The sequence below is a fragment of the Olivibacter sp. XZL3 genome (genome assembly GCF_004368405.1).
In the GTDB taxonomy this organism is placed as follows: Bacteria; Bacteroidota; Bacteroidia; order Sphingobacteriales; family Sphingobacteriaceae; genus Olivibacter.
Genome location: NZ_SBJH01000067.1, coordinates 1 through 15390, shown reverse-complemented (window position 1 = coordinate 15390; position 15390 = coordinate 1). Strand labels below are relative to the sequence as shown.

The 15390-nt window shown below is 43.0% G+C and carries 14 protein-coding genes and 1 pseudogene; 11 read left to right on the top strand and 4 right to left on the bottom strand.

All coding sequences use genetic code 11. The features are described 5' to 3' along the window. Positions 1 to 92: 92 nt before the first annotated feature. The 8 genes from EPX21_RS14665 (at position 93) to EPX21_RS14635 (ending at position 7876) form a co-directional block, all read left to right on the top strand. Positions 93 to 2471, top strand: coding sequence for a PAS domain S-box protein (locus EPX21_RS14665; protein WP_134090443.1), 2379 nt, complete (start codon positions 93 to 95; stop codon positions 2469 to 2471). 3 nt (positions 2472 to 2474) lie between these two features. After that, positions 2475 to 2648, top strand: a complete 174-nt coding sequence (locus EPX21_RS22740; RefSeq protein ID WP_166670777.1) for a hypothetical protein — start codon at positions 2475 to 2477, stop codon at positions 2646 to 2648. Positions 2649 to 2828: 180 nt separating this feature from the next. Beyond that, complete coding sequence (locus EPX21_RS14660) at positions 2829 to 3125, top strand: hypothetical protein (RefSeq protein ID WP_134090442.1); 297 nt, start codon at positions 2829 to 2831, stop codon at positions 3123 to 3125. 86 nt (positions 3126 to 3211) lie between these two features. After that, positions 3212 to 4438, top strand: coding sequence for a TCR/Tet family MFS transporter (locus EPX21_RS14655; protein WP_134090441.1), 1227 nt, complete (start codon positions 3212 to 3214; stop codon positions 4436 to 4438). A 117-nt stretch (positions 4439 to 4555) separates the two neighbouring features. Then, positions 4556 to 5152, top strand: coding sequence for a DUF4202 domain-containing protein (locus EPX21_RS14650; RefSeq protein WP_134090440.1), 597 nt, complete (start codon positions 4556 to 4558; stop codon positions 5150 to 5152). A gap of 178 nt (positions 5153 to 5330) precedes the next feature. Continuing rightward, positions 5331 to 6671, top strand: a complete 1341-nt coding sequence (locus EPX21_RS14645) for an APC family permease (RefSeq protein ID WP_134090439.1) — start codon at positions 5331 to 5333, stop codon at positions 6669 to 6671. 77 nt (positions 6672 to 6748) lie between these two features. Beyond that, the gene (locus EPX21_RS14640) at positions 6749 to 7288 is read left to right on the top strand and encodes a cyclopropane-fatty-acyl-phospholipid synthase family protein (protein WP_134090438.1); all 540 of its coding nucleotides are present in this window, start codon (positions 6749 to 6751) and stop codon (positions 7286 to 7288) included. 60 nt (positions 7289 to 7348) lie between these two features. Further along, positions 7349 to 7876: a hypothetical protein gene (locus EPX21_RS14635; protein ID WP_134090437.1), complete on the top strand. Its 528-nt coding sequence runs from the start codon at positions 7349 to 7351 to the stop codon at positions 7874 to 7876. 12 nt (positions 7877 to 7888) lie between these two features. Here EPX21_RS14635 and EPX21_RS14630 read toward each other — a convergent pair whose 3' ends face one another. Next, on the bottom strand, positions 7889 to 8251 hold the full coding sequence (locus EPX21_RS14630; RefSeq protein WP_134090436.1) for a glyoxalase/bleomycin resistance/extradiol dioxygenase family protein: 363 nt from the start codon (positions 8249 to 8251) through the stop codon (positions 7889 to 7891). 204 nt (positions 8252 to 8455) lie between these two features. Between EPX21_RS14630 and EPX21_RS14625 the strand changes: the two genes are divergently transcribed. Further along, positions 8456 to 9427, top strand: a complete 972-nt coding sequence (locus EPX21_RS14625; protein WP_134090435.1) for an AraC family transcriptional regulator — start codon at positions 8456 to 8458, stop codon at positions 9425 to 9427. On the opposite strand, the pseudogene EPX21_RS14620 reads toward EPX21_RS14625, so the two are convergent. From EPX21_RS14620 to EPX21_RS14610, 3 genes and pseudogenes are all read right to left on the bottom strand, one after another. Continuing rightward, positions 9420 to 10205: pseudogene (locus tag EPX21_RS14620) on the bottom strand (heme ABC transporter ATP-binding protein); the annotation flags it as partial. The gene EPX21_RS14625 and the pseudogene EPX21_RS14620 sit on opposite strands and share 8 nt — an antisense overlap. A 73-nt stretch (positions 10206 to 10278) precedes the next feature. Continuing rightward, positions 10279 to 11316, bottom strand: a complete 1038-nt coding sequence (locus EPX21_RS14615) for an iron ABC transporter permease (RefSeq protein WP_134090433.1) — start codon at positions 11314 to 11316, stop codon at positions 10279 to 10281. Between the two features lie 73 nt (positions 11317 to 11389). Next, the gene (locus EPX21_RS14610) at positions 11390 to 12226 is read right to left on the bottom strand and encodes a hemin ABC transporter substrate-binding protein (RefSeq protein WP_134090432.1); all 837 of its coding nucleotides are present in this window, start codon (positions 12224 to 12226) and stop codon (positions 11390 to 11392) included. A gap of 200 nt (positions 12227 to 12426) precedes the next feature. Here EPX21_RS14610 and EPX21_RS14605 point away from each other — a divergent pair, with 200 nt between their 5' ends. Together EPX21_RS14605 and EPX21_RS14600 are read left to right on the top strand one after the other, a co-directional pair. Then, positions 12427 to 14769, top strand: a complete 2343-nt coding sequence (locus EPX21_RS14605) for a TonB-dependent receptor (RefSeq protein ID WP_134090431.1) — start codon at positions 12427 to 12429, stop codon at positions 14767 to 14769. Positions 14770 to 14885: 116 nt separating this feature from the next. Further along, positions 14886 to 15338, top strand: coding sequence for a hypothetical protein (locus EPX21_RS14600; RefSeq protein WP_206106084.1), 453 nt, complete (start codon positions 14886 to 14888; stop codon positions 15336 to 15338). Positions 15339 to 15390: the final 52 nt, after the last annotated feature.

Here is a 15390-nt window from a genome sequence, read left to right as displayed (position 1 = left end):
TTTTTCTTTAAAAGTAAGCTGATGCTATCGAAAGGAAGTAAATTCTATTGGTCGGCATTAAAGGTAGAAGATTAAACAAAAGTTACGAACCTATGTTCTTAATTGGAGAACATCTATTCCTTACAACAGACATGAAAGCTCGCTATAATGCGCATAAAAACCACCACCAAGCAAATCAGGATAAACTGGAGCTGCTAAGCCAACAAAAACAGTTCACCGAAGAGAAATACCTTTTTTTACTCGATAATATCAACCAAGGTTTTTGCATCATAGAAATGATTTGGGATGAAGAGGGACGAGCTTTAGATTACCGATTTTTACAGGTGAATAAAGCGTTTGAACGGCAGACAGGCATTAAAGATGCTGTGGGACGTACGATGAAAGAGATAGAGCCGGCACACGAAACACACTGGTTTCAGATTTATGGTGAAATTGTAAAGAGCGGGCAGCCGAAACGTTTTGAGGCCGAGGCAGCGTATCTTATCGATGGCTGGTATGAGGTAGAGGCCTTTCCGGTTGGGCGTAACACGCATAAAGTTGCTATTTTGTTTAATGATATTTCCGAACGAAAGAGAGCGGAACGGCTGACCAGAGAATTTACATTGCGTTTGGAGGAAGAGGTTAAGCAGCAAACGAGGGCACTAAAGGAAAGTCAAGATTTGCTACGGGCAACGTTGGACAGTTCGAAGAATGTCACGCAAGTATGGCAGGCTATAAGAGATAGCACCAATCATGTCCTCGATTTTAAATGTGTGTTTACAAACAAGCTGGGAGCGGAGATCTTGGAAAAAGCCTTGGGAACAGAGCTGCTATCGCACCACCGGCATGAAGAATCGTTTAGGAATTATTTACAAATTGTCGAAACAGGACGGAGCGTCAGTTATGAGCAGGCTATTGTAGTCGACGGAAAAGAGCGATGGTACGATATGAGCCTTGTTAAATTGCATGATGGAGTGGTGGTAAAAGGCTTGGATATTACGGAACGGAAAGAGGCTGAAATCCAGTTGAGAACAAGTAATCAGTTGCTTCAATCGGTTTTTGATACCAGTTTGATCGGTATGTCGGTATTGGACGCCGTACGTAACGAAGTAGGCGAAATAATTGATTTCCGTGTAAAAATTGTCAGCAAACAACATGAGCGAGAAACCAAACGCAGCGACCTGGTTGGAAAACTGTATTCACAGGAATATCCCGGCATTAAAGAAGCCGGCATTTTCGATCTGATGCTCCGTGTGATGAAGAGCGGTCAGCCAGGGCAGATGGAGTACTTCTATACTTACAACGGTTTTCATAAGTGGTTTTCTTGTATGTTTGTAAGAATGGCCGATAGTTTAGTAGCGACTAACCTAGATATAACCGAACGTAAGCTAGCGGAAGATAAAATAAAAGAAGACGATGCGCTTTTGAGAGGTATTGCGGAAGCTGCTCCGGATATGTTGTATGTCATAGATATCCGCTCCATGCAGATGGTGTATGGGAATAACAAGATAGCCAAGCTTCTTCAACGATCATTGGAAGATATCAGAGAAATGGGAGCGGCACTTTTTGATCAAATCGTTTATCCCGACGACCGCGCCAAATTTGACAATAACATTAATATGCTTAGGCAAACCGGAGATGATGAAGTAAAAGAACTTGTTTATCGCCTAATAGACGGCTACGGCAAGCTTCACTGGGTCCAAACACGGAGAACTGTGTTTAAACGGGATGCTGAAGGACATCCGACACACATTATCGGTCTTTCCTTAGATATTACCGAACAGGTTTATCTTCAGCAAAAAAATCTCCAGTTGAGACTGGAGCGAAGCGAACTGGAGAAAAGGCAGCAACGTGAGATTTTTATGGCTACATTGAAGGCGCAAGAAGACGAAAGGCGACGTATTGCCGAGAATTTACACAATGGCTTAGGTCAGCTTTTATACAGCGTTAAGCTGCACCTCGAGCATCTAAAGCCTAAATTGGACGACGGACTTGTCTTACCGTTGCTACCCCTAAAACAAGCGGAGCGTTTATTGTCAGAAGCCATACGAGAAAGCAGGCGTATTTCACATGAGCTTATGCCTAGCATCTTAGAGGATTTTGGCTTACAAGCGGCCATCGAAGATATTTGTGAACAATTTAGCAAGACGGTCAAATTCGAATGTCAATTTCAGGGATTTCATGAAAAACTTGACAAGCATATTGAAATCGCGATATTTCGAATGGTTCAGGAGCTGGTTATCAATATTATTAGACACGCGAATGCTACGAAGGGTACCATCCTCATTGCGCTCAGCCAGGCATGGGTGACTATCTCTGTTGCCGACGACGGGATCGGTTTTGGGAAGCCTTCCGCAAAACGCGGCATAGGACTCAATACGATCCAAAATAAAATCAGGCTTTTAAATGGAAGCTTTGAGGTACATTCTGCAAAACAGAGAGGAACGATCATAGATATCCGCTTCCCTAACAAGAAGCGAACTAATACTTGATGTATGCGAAATCGAAAGAAAATGTGGATTGCGCTTGCGCTGTTTGTGGCGTCCCTTATGGTATTCCGGCTGGCGCTGGCGATGATGCCGGATGAGGCTAGCACATGGATGGTTATTTTCAGTACCGTATTGTTGGCGGCGGCCTTGGTGGTTTTTGCTTTGTATTTCAGAGAGTAAAAAGAACCGGCAAAACAAGTTTATCCCCAACCAAATGGCGGATGTAAACAGGACGCGACCCTAGGTATCGGTATGTGCCATAAGGCCAGCCGTAACGAACAAAAATTGAAATGATTTGTTAGTTTGATAGGCGCACTTCCGAGGTAGGAATGTGCAGCAAAAAGATTTAATTTCTATGTAATGGCAACGATAAATCGCGATGATCTTTTGGAATTAGGCTTTGAAGATTCAGAGGGACCGGTGTTAAGCGATAACTTTGATTATATCGTTATAAGGTACTATATCCATAAAGACAAGCCTTGGATTGGTATAGAGGAACACTATCCGAAGAACGATGGTAATCAGGTGGATCCGTCTCACGTCACTTCGGCAGCTATTAATTACGGCACAAAAAAAGGTAAAATTGTCTACAATAAGGAAGAAGTAAATGCTTTCTTGTCTTCAGAGGGCAATATTCCATTTAAAAAACAATCTTAAGTCCGACGGGATGATAAATATAGAAAATCAAATGTTTTTCGGAATCTATGTGCTTTCTTTGCAAACAGATTCTCTGCATTTGAAATATGAATCCAACAGAAAGTAAAACAGGACGTGCGGCGCTGAGCTTTATATTTATAACGTTGTTAATAGACGTTATCGGACTGGCGATTATCATACCGGTGTTTCCCAAACTTATTGAGAAGCTGATTTCGGGTTCTATCAGCGAAGCGTCACGCATATCGGGTCTGCTGCTCGTGGTTTATTCCATTATGCAGTTTATCTTTTCGCCGCTGATTGGGAATCTGAGCGATCGGCATGGTCGAAGGCCTGTGCTCTTGCTTTCTTTGTTAGGCTTTGGGATTGATTACCTTTTTTTAGCCTTTGCGCCCACCATAGGTTGGTTATTTGTTGGTCGATTAATAGCAGGTATTACCGGAGCCAGTTTCACAACTGCTTCTGCTTACATAGCAGATGTTAGTCACCCAGACAAGCGTTCGCAGAACTTCGGAATGATCGGCGTAGCCTTTGGTTTAGGCTTTATCATAGGTCCCGTTATAGGAGGCGTGCTGGGTAAAATGAACGTTCACTATCCCTTTTACGCGGCAGCGGCGCTTGCATTTTTGAATGCACTTTACGGCTTTTTTATATTACCTGAATCTCTTGCAAAAGAGCATCGCCGACCCTTTAGCTGGAAGCGCTCCAATCCTTTAGGTACCCTTATTCAGCTAAAGAAATATCCCGCGGTACTTGGCTTAGCCCTCAGTCTGTTTATCGTCTATTTCGCCGGGCATGCAGTACAAAGCGTTTGGACCTTCTACACGATGGAGAAATTTAAATGGGATGAAGATCTCGTTGGTTATTCATTGGGGTTTATCGGCTTAATGGTAGCCTTGGTGCAGGGCGGCCTTATACGGGTTGCAATACCGAAGTTGGGGCAGGAAAGGAGTATCTGGATAGGCTTGGTGTTGTACGCTTTCGGTATGCTTCTTTTTGGACTTGCAAGTAAAAGTTGGATGATGTTTGCATATATGATTCCCTACTCATTAGGTGGTATTGCCGGGCCTGCTTTGCAAGGTGTCATGACGAATGAGGTTTTACCGAATGAACAAGGTGAACTGCAGGGCGGACTTACGAGCTTGATGAGTTTGAGCTCTATTTTCGGTCCGTGGTTCATGACGTATATTTTCTACTATTTTACCAGTAGCCAAGCTCCTGTTTACTTACCGGAAGCCCCTTATTATGTGGCGGCTGTTTTAATGTTTATAAGTGCTTTGCTGGCTTTAAAGAGTTTTAAAAAGGATCGAACATAGTATGCTTTTTACACTTTTGATGAAGACAGGTGTTAGTTGGTCGGTCAAATTTGCCGTGAGCCGTCCAGGTATAGTAAAAAGTATTATCTTCAACCGAATTTTATAAGCTTTAACAACATGAACGATAAACAGGAGAGCGCTTTTGCTTTGTTTGATGCCTATAATAAGAGAGATCCAAACCGGATCGAATGGGAGGGGCAAACTTATCCCGAGGCGTATTTTTTTGCCATTAAACTACATTACTGGATTAAAAAATTAGCACCTCAGGCCGGTGAAGCGTTGCTGCTTGCGTCGAGGTGCCAGCATATCGGCCGATGGGAAATTTCGCGGGACGAATTTCCGCAAGATAGAGAAGGATACCTAAAGTGGAGGAAACAACTCGCTATATTTCATGCTGAAAAAGCCAAAGACATTCTTGTTGAAGTCGGCTATTCTACAACACTGATCAACGACGTCCAAGAAATTATACTGAAGAAAAGGATAAAAGTCAATGCGGATGTACAAACCATGGAGAACGCGCTATGCCTCGTGTTTTTAGCTTATCAGTATGAAGCATTTTATCCTCGACATCGCGATAAAATTGTCAACATATTAAGAAAATCGCTTTTGAAAATGGATGAACATGGCCACAGCTTCGCTTTGTCCTTGCCTTATTCTCCCGAAGCTTTATCCTATGTCAAAGAAGCGCTGGCATCGATTGGTAAAGCTCAATAACCAACTAAGTATACCGGCTCAGAACATATTTTGTAAAATATTACGGCTATTGAGTACCTTTAACGGCGATTGCTTGGTAAGGGTTAAAGCGGTGACTTAGTGGGGTGTTAAAACAATTAGTGACGAAAATTGTATTAAAGAAAGCATATGGTTAATAGTTACTAATCTTATTGAATCCGTGCCTCAAAAATCAGTCGACAATTCTTATAAAAGTTATGAACCCAAAAAGACGCTCGGAACATTAGATGCGGTAGCACTCATCGTGGGAATTGTTATCGGCGCGGGCGTATTCAAAACACCATCGCTTGTTGCGCTCCATACCAATAGCGACATCATATTTCTTCTGACATGGCTTTTAGGCGGTGCAGTGTCGCTTATTGGCGCCCTGAGTTACGCTGAACTTTGCGCCGCCTATCCACATACCGGCGGCGACTATCATTTTCTATACCGCGCGTACGGTAGGCCATTGGCCTTTCTTTTTGCCTGGACACGTATGGTAGTTATCCAAACAGGCTCCATCGCGTTGCTTGCTTTTATTTTCGGCGACTATGCCACGCAGTTTTATGCAATCGGGCCCTATTCTCAGGGCATCTATGCTTTGGCTATTGTCATTATACTCACTTTTATTAATGTATTAGGATTAACCTTTGGGGCCACGGCACAAAAGCTGTTTACGCTGCTTGAGGTTGGCGGTATTCTGTTGATTATCTGCGTGGGTTTGTTTTTTACGCCTTCATCCGGGACGTCGTCGCTTCCCCTACAGTCCAACTCCTCTCTTTCTTCTTCGTTGGGCATGGCAATGGTTTTTGTGCTCTTAACATTCGGAGGTTGGAATGAGGCGGCCTACATCTCTGCTGAATTAAAGACAGGTGCTACGGGCATTGCAAAGGCATTGATATGGAGCATCCTGATAATTACCCTTGTTTATGTGTTGGTTAACTATACCTATATACACGTGCTTGGCCATGAACGCATGGCTTCTTCCGAGGCTGTAGCAGCCGATCTGATGCGGTTGGTATGGGGCGAGCAGGCTGCAAAGCTGATAGGCTTGCTTGTTGCCATTTCGGCCTTGACCTCGGCGAATGCTACCATCATTACCGGAGCGCGTTCAAATTATGCATTGGGACAGGATTTTGCTTCTTTCAAAGGCTTAGGACAGTGGAATCATCGAACTTCATCCCCTGTAAGAGCGATGTTGATACAGGGATTGATAGCCGTTGTATTAGTGGTGCTGGGATTATTGACAAGAAAGGGCTTTGAAACCATTGTTGATTATACAGCACCGGTTTTTTGGTTTTTTTTCCTGCTAATCGGCATTGCGGTGTTTGTTCTGAGAAAAAAAGACCCACAGACGCCGCGACCATTCAAAGTACCGTTTTACCCGGTTCTTCCAGCTTTATTCTGTATAAGCAGTCTCCTTCTGCTCTATAGCAGCCTTGTTTATACCGGTATCGGTGCATTGGTGGGAGTGCTTGTGGTATTGCTTGGGTTTATTGTTTTCGTTTTTTTACGTAGGTAACAATTTCAAGAAAACGAAAACTATTCGTATATACAAAACGTTAAGAAAATCAAGTTGTTAACCAAAATCAAAACACGATGAAGAAACTTAATTTTCTCTGTGGTCTGCTGCTAATGACCTTCCTTGCTCCATCTTTCGGACAAGCTCAGCAAATGATCGAAAAAGACGTTCCTTATGTACCCACCAAGCAGGAAGTAGTGGAAGCGATGCTCACCTTGGCGAATGTCGGCCCAAACGATATGTTGTATGATTTGGGATGTGGAGACGGCCGCATTGTGGTGACGGCGGCAAAAAAATTCGGGGCAAAGGCGGTTGGGATTGACATCGATCCAGAGCGTATTCAAGAAGCACGTGCGAACGCAAAGAGCGCCGCGGTAGAAAACAAGGTTGCCTTTTTGCAACAGAACTTATTTGACGCCGATTTTAGTAAGGCCTCTGTCGTGTCCCTCTATTTATTACCGTCCGTGAACCTTAAGCTTCGTCCCAAATTATTGCAGTTAAAGCCTGGAACGCGCGTTGTTTCTCATGCTTTCGACATGGGTGATTGGAAACCAGATAAGCAAATGAGTGTTGGTAACTCAACCATTTATTTGTGGACCGTGCCGGATAATAAATGATATAATTGATAATGCTGCAAGGATTACTTATTTTGCATGCGTTTGAATTAATTAACATGTATGCGCGGTTTTTCTGCTATTTTGTTTGCCCTTTTGCTCAACGGGTGCACATCAAAAAACAACGATTATAAAAATACGGCTACGGATATAAATAACAGCATTCCATTGCCTGCTGAAGTAAAAGGCCTAAATGCTACCGACACCCTCTTTATTATTGATAGGGAGAGTACACTGACCGACACGGTAATAGACGGGGAAAAGTATTGGAAAGCAAACGGTGACATGTTCTTTAAGATCGATCGCGAGCAGTTTCCTGTTTATATCTATACAAGCCTAATGAAGTTGGAAGTAATGGAACCATCAGCGTTTAGGGTGACGGCTTATGATCGTGATCAAGGGCAGTCCGTCGAGTCGCTGTTGGGCAAAATAAAAATAAGCAAAAATTATCCGTCGCCGTTTCCGGAGCCGGATACCCTCCATGAGAAGAATCTATACATGGTTAATAAAAGTATAGATTTATCTGAAAAAGAGGATCTCGACGATGAAAAGTTGTCTAATTGGTGGAATAACGTAATAACAAAACAATAAGCAGTCACCCCGTTAAATATAGGTGATTGCTTTGCCAAATACAAGGGTGTTGCCATCCAAGTCGTCCACGGCAAAATCCCGCATGCCGTAAGGTCTTTTATCCAGAGGAACCGTGATAGCGGCTCCTTTCTTCATGATGTCCTCATAATAGGTGTCAACTTCGTCACATTCTATACAAACGTGACCCGATCCAGGCTCTTTCTTTTTTCCAGGACTTAACGAGCTGCTGAGATGCAAAGAAACATCACCATGCTTTATTCCAACGTATTCTCCATATTGAAAATCTAATGAAAATCCCAAGACATGGATATAATATGGAATCGAATGATCGAGGTTCTTTACATGTATAACGGTGGCAATTCCTAAGGTCTTCATAACCGTTTTATACTAGTGGTACAAGGCAACAAATTTATCTTAAAAACATTTTTTAGCTCGTTTTGTTGCGCCGATTTATAAAAAGCAACCGCTCCTGAAGCTGCGGAGATAATGAGAGCGCCCTACGAGTAGAAAAGAAGTCTGTAAAAACATTATTTAGAATAAGTATAAATAGCTTATATTTGTGAAAACAATAGCCAAATCATGATCGTAAAAAGTAGAATTGAAGGCTTGCAAGATTGGTTATTTATAGAAGATATACCCGACAGCTGCCTTCCGAATAGCCCGCTTAACGAAAAAAAGACGGTTATAGAACGCCATCCGATTCATATGGCTAACTACCAGCTTTCAACGGGAGGCCTTTTTATCCTCTATTCTGAAATGAGTTTTACCGGGCCTGTTCGTATACATACGGAGGTGGAGGGAGAAACGGTAACGAGTCAGTTTGTGTTTTATCGTAATAATGAGAACAGTAAAATCAAAGCTTCATTTCACGGGCGCGGAAGACACAACGTGCGGTATATACCTTCCTTTACAGAAGACTATGAATTGCAGTCGGGCGCCGAGTATGACTATTTTTTAGTGGTTTTATCAAAGGACTTCTATTTTAAACTGATTGCCCCGGAGTCCGTTTTGCATGAAAACTTTGTACAAAAAATCAATAAAGGGGAATACACATCATTTGCGCATGACGACATGTTCGTGACGCATGAAATGATAAAGGTTATCTCGGAGCTCAAAGACAACAAGCGGACCGGGGAATTACGCCGCATCCATACGGAATCTAAAATTTCGGAATTGTTGGTATATCAACTGGAGCAGCTGAACGATACCTATATCGAAGAAAGGGAGCCCTTAGTGGGAAACGACCTAATTCGCTTGCTCAAAGCACGAGCTATTCTCGACGAACGTTATGCGAACGCGCCAACACAAAAGACCTTAGCGGAAGAGATTGGTATGAGTGAATCAAAACTTCGCCAATCTTTCAAAGATTATTTTTCGATCACTATATATGACTATCTAACACGCGTACGGATGGAAAAAGCTCGACTGCTTTTATTGGAAGAAGGCAGGAGTATTGCTGAAGTAGCCGCTGCAACAGGTTATAACCATCAGCAGAATTTCAGCGCGGCCTTTAAAAAATATTTTGGAATCGCTCCAAGTGATATTAAGTAGCCACCTGCACGCCGCTGAATGCGACCGAGGGTAATAAGGAATTAAAATTGCTGATATCAAGATTTGTCTGCTTCGGAATAACGATCGGTTTCAAATTTTGCTTATTGATAATTACGTCAACCTCGGCATTATAAATTGAATATATATGAGCTGGGGTCAGCACTTCTGCCGGGCTGCCATCAAGCCATTTCCTGCCACCTTTCAACATGAGGATGCGATCTGCATATTGGGATGCTAAATTAATTTCATGCAATACAGCGATTACCATAAAGCCGCGTTGACTAAAAGCTTTCGCAATAGCAATTGTCTGTTGCTGGTATTGAGGGTCCAACGCAGCAACGGGTTCGTCCAACAACAATAGACTTTGTGGTTGATCCCATATCTGGCATAAGACTCGGGCATACTGAACCCTTTGTTGCTCGCCTCCCGAAAGAGACAGGTAGGAGCGCTCGGCAAGGTGCCCAACATCACAAATTTCCATTGCCTCCGCTATTGCGATTAAGTCGCTTTTATTGGGGCGATATCTAAAATGAGGATATCTACCCATTAGCAGTATTTCTTTGACGGAAAAGCTGATATGTAGGCTATTATGTTGCTGAAGAATGCTTCTTTTCTTTGATAGCTCCTGTGACGTATATTTCTTCAAGTCTCTATCAAAAAGCAATACGGCCCCAGAACTCGGTTGTTTCTCTCCGCTCAGCACATTGATCAACGTAGATTTACCTGCACCATTAGCCCCTAAAACGGCCAACAATTCTCCTGGTCGGATTTGAAAGCTTATGTCGCGAAGCAAGCAGTGTTTTCCGATTTTGTAATTAATAGCAATGGCGGTAAGCATACTGATTTATATTTTAGTGGAGAACTTTTTTCTTTTCTTTAAGAAGGATGTACAAAAAAACGGGGGCTCCCAACAGCGCGGTAATAACACCTATTGGTAGTTCGATAGGAGCGACAAGGTTACGCGCGAGCATATCCGCCAATGCGAGGGTAAGCGCGCCTAGCAATGCGGATGCAGGTAACACAAACTTGTGATCTACTCCGCCTATCAGCCGAATAATATGAGGCACGAGCAAACCGACAAAACCGATGATTCCAGACACGGCAACGGAAGCGCCGACAGCCATTGTGGCCAATACAACTACCTGCAGCTTCACTTTATTAGGCTGTATACCAAGCATGCTCGCCTGTGCTTCGCCCAACGCGAAGGCATTCAGCGACTTTGCTAACAGGGGTAACAGCATTAAGGGGACAAGAATAAAAGGAGCGACGGTCCATACTGTTTGCCAGGTGGCGCCACCTAAACTGCCCAACATCCAAAAAGTAATAGTACGCAGTTGCTGTTCGTTCGCTAAATAGGTCATAAGCCCTGTCAATGCGCCTGCAAAAGCGTTTATTGCTATTCCTGCCAATAGCATAGTGGCCACATTAGCGCTGCCATTGATTCTCGCTACGCTGTAGACTATAAACGCTACAAAACCTGCTCCAGCAAAGGCGCTAAATGCAAGTAGATAATAGCCAAATAAGTCGCTCAAACCTACAAGTATACTCGCTTCCAGTGTTATCACAATAACGGCCATTAAAGAAGCCCCTGCAGAGATACCAATGAGACTGGGTTCGGCGAGCGGGTTACGAAAAATCCCTTGAATAGCAGCTCCCGAAATGCCTAATGCTGCTCCCACAAGTAATCCTAGCAGTAGGCGTGGAAATCTTATTATATAAATAACCCCTTCATAAGTGCTGTCCACCACGCCGTTGAAACAACCGATGGATTTTGCGAGAATGGAAATCACGTCGTGCAATGGGATCTTGATTGCACCCCAGGTCAGCGAAAAGAAAATGACGATCGCCAAGCCGCTTATCATTAAACAGTATAGAAAAAATTTCTTCATTCGAATTGATTTTGTTATTAAAATGCAATGTCGCCTCGTACCGTAAGCAGGTGACCTCTTATGTAGGTTGTTATCACTTTATTAGTTCCTTGTGAAGCGCTAAAATGGCCTCCGGTAGGCGGACACTAAAGTTAGTCAGAAGTTGGCCGTCCATATCAACAATCCGTTCGTTTTTCCCCGCTTTGGTTAGCTTTATGCCAGGCAATTTCAACACAGAGGCTTTTCCGCCGAGACTGCTTAAACCAAAATCAAACATCAATATAACATCGGGGTTGGCTTTTACCATGGCTTCAGTTGTATAGGGCTTGAAGTCGGCAAATTCCTGAATAGCGTTTTCAGCTCCCGCCAGTTTAATAATGGCATCTATGCTGCTCGCTTTACCGGCTACACTCATGGCACCAGTACCTCTAGCATATATAAATAGCACCTTTTTCTTTACCTGTTTAGAGGCTTTTACTTGTGCTATCGCCTGCTGAAGCCGTTCCTCCGTTTTTTTAGCTAATATCGTTCCCTTGTCGGGTACTCCGAGCGCATTTGCCACGGCTTTAATAAATTCAGTTGCGCCTTGTGAACTATAGTGTTGGTTCAAAATAATCAGAGGTATTCCTGCAGCCTTTAATTGATGCTGTATTTCTTTGGCGACATGTCCGGTTGGCGCGAGTATCAAATCTGGCGTAAATGACAATAGACCTTCGATAGAGATTGATCGATTGCGGCTTACTTTCGGTAACTGCTTCACATAGGCAGGGTAAGTGCTGGTGACGTCTGTTGCTACAATGTTCGGTCCAAAGCCTAAAGCATCTACTGTTTCTGTTAATGCTCCGCTCAGTGTTATTATTCTTTTTGGACGAGATTGACAATAGCTTATGTTCGCCCAAATTAACCATGTTATAAAAAGTAGGTGCTTCATAGATATTCTTATTCCAGAGAACTTTTCTTACAAAACAAAGCTTATTCAGAATAATTACAAAATACATCAGCTTACTATTAGGTGCTTTACGCTTACTATGGCGGAATTCATACAAAATAAGGCGCTTCTCATACAACCTTTTCGGCGGATTATCTCAACATTTGTATTACTATTTAGAATGATTAAAAATAATTGAATGGATGCTTAAATTCTATTTACTCATGCTTTACTTTATTCCTCTAGTTGTATGCAGTCAAATGAAGGGTGCCCTACAGGGCACGGTTTATAATGACGATGGGCGACCGATCCTTGCTAGTGTAAGGCTTAGTCCAGATAATTATTTCGTCCAAGTAAAAAGTGATGGGTCATTTAAAATCAATGATTTATATGAAGGAATCTACACTATAACGGTAAGCCATATCGGTTATAAAAATCTGGAACAATCGGTAGAAATTGTTCCAGAGAAGACCTCTTATGTCAACATAAAACTGACAGCAGATGCGCACGCTTTGAACGAAGTTGCTGTTGACGACAAGCTTGTACAACCAGATAATCTCATTTCAGCAGCAAATTCAGCTATGCCGGTAACTGTTATTACACGTAGACAGATTGAATTAATGGGAAGTAGGCGATTAGACGAGGTTTTGAAAGAACAAACGGGTATTGCCGTCGTCAACAATATTGCTGGTGGTAATCGCTCGGTAGGTGTTCAGTTGCAAGGCTTTTCCTCCGCTTATGTAATGATCTTAATTGACGGGCAACCGATGGTTGGTCGGGATGGAGGAAGCTTCGATTTGTCGCGCATTAGTGTGACGAATATCGAGCGTGTAGAAATTATCAAAGGGGCTGCCTCTTGTCTTTTTGGAAGCGAAGCCATGGGGGGTGCCATTAATATTGTCACACGGCATGGTGCCTTGCAAGCCCAAGGCTTGGCCTCTGTCCGCTATGGATCGCTTAATACGTTGGATGCTACGTTGGAAGGAGAAACGCCGTTCGTTGCTAATCGGGGTGAAGCTAGCCTATCTGCCAATTTCTATCGTAGTGATGGATTTAATGTAAACAGTCGATACCAAACAAGGGGTACAACAGTTCCTCCTTCAAATAACTATACGTTGCAGGGCCGTTCGCGTTACCGTCTGGCCAGGAATACGACGATAGGAGTCAGTGGGCGTTATGGGTTAAGAAAATCGGTGATGACACGAGGATATGGTAACGAGGTATATGAGGATCACATGGATGAAGGCGATTTCAACGCGTCGGCTTATCTAAACACGACTGGCCGAGATGGACTGCAGGCCCTCAGTCGTTTCTATTTTACAAATTATAGCTGGAATTCTGGCATTGAATGGCAACAGGGAAGACGTGGTGAACAAAGCCGTTTTATACAATCGATCTATCGGCTCGAGCAGCAGTTCGTTTACAATCGGTTCGTTGACTTATCCTTAACGGGCGGACTGGGCAGCACCCTGGAAACAATGGATGACCGGTCGCTCGGAGACGTTCCCTCCATGGAAAATGGCTTTTTCTATGGGCAGGCTGAATGGCGAGCGGATGAGAAGCTTCAAATCCTGGGAGGTGGTCGTTATGACTATCATGCTGATTATGGCGGACGCGTTAGTCCCAACCTCGGCCTTACCTATATGCCTATGCGGTTTCTAACAATTAAAGTTGCATTAGGTGCGGGCTTTAAAACGCCTGATTTTCGTCAGCGGTTCCAAGTATTCACTAATCCGCTGGTTGGATACACCGTCTTGGGAGCGGATATCGCTAGAAAGCAATTGTCTGATATGCAAGCGGATGGTCAGCTAAGCGAGCTACGAAATTACACTTTCAATAAGCTGCAACAGGACGGTTTGCAGCCTGAACAAAGCAATACGTTTAATCTGACAGTAACGGTTAATCCTTCAAGTAGTTGGCGAACGGAACTAAGTGCTTTCTATCATCAAATAAAAAATCAGATAAACAGTTTTCAAGTAGCTACAGCGACCGATGGACAAATGATTTATTCCTATTTGAATCTGCCTAAAGTCAATAACAAAGGAATAGAAGCCTCTATTTCGCATAAACCACTGCCTAACTTCGATATATCGATCGGTTATCAATACCTCGCGGCCAAAGATCAAAGTGTGAGAGACAGTATTATAGCCGGCAATTGGCCTTACAGCAGTCTTCGTAATCCGGCAACGGGCGAAACGTTTCGGTCTCAACCCAGTGACTATTGGGGATTAGAAAATCGCTCGAGGCATATGGCTAACCTTCGGATTTTCTATTATCACCAGCCGTGGGATATGGGACTTACTTTCAGAATAAATTATCGTGGCAAATATCCGTTTGAAGATACTAACGGAAACTTTTATATCGATCGTTATGACACCTTCGTGGCCGGCTTCTTTCTGTTCAATGCTTCGATAGAGAAAAAGATATTTAAAAAGCATTTGGCTTTACAAGTGACTGCAGAGAATATTACCAATTATACAGATTTTCTAATGCCGGGTCAGTTAGGCCGCGTGGTATTAGCTGGATTAACCTATCGGTTTTTTTAGTGTAAAGGTAAGTATTGAAGGGAGATGTTAAGGTCACGTGTGAGATATTAAGCAGTAATTAATAGGCGTTGTCGAGCGCTAACTACTGATAATTGATAACGAATAATTAATAGACTATGAAAATAACAAAAACCAGATGTGGGTGGCTTCGATATTTAAATCGGCTACTCGATGCAGACCGAAGGCTGTTTATGTCAATTATACTTTGTTCAGCCTTTGTTTGCGCTTGCAGTAAACAAGAAAGTGAAGTTGCTCCAAGTTATGAAGACGGAAAGAGCACGGTCATATACGATTTGGCCGGCGACACCAATGCTTCCATGTCCGACGGCGTGGATGGTAAAGAAAATCGTCCATTTTATATTTTCTTATATAGCCTGCGTAATAAAAGTCAGATTTGGATACGTAATGCCGCGGATTCAGCACGCTTCTTGAAAACAGCCGAATGGGACATCGCTTTCACTGGCCCTTATAATAGCGAGATTTATGTAAATAATGCGGAAGACGAATTTAGCCCAGGATTTGGAGGGCCAGCAAGAAATACGTATCCACCCTATGGTCCACGTCTATGAATAGTGTTATGTTGTTTCTAGCTTTGCTGTATGAGCAAAGAAGAAAAAAGAT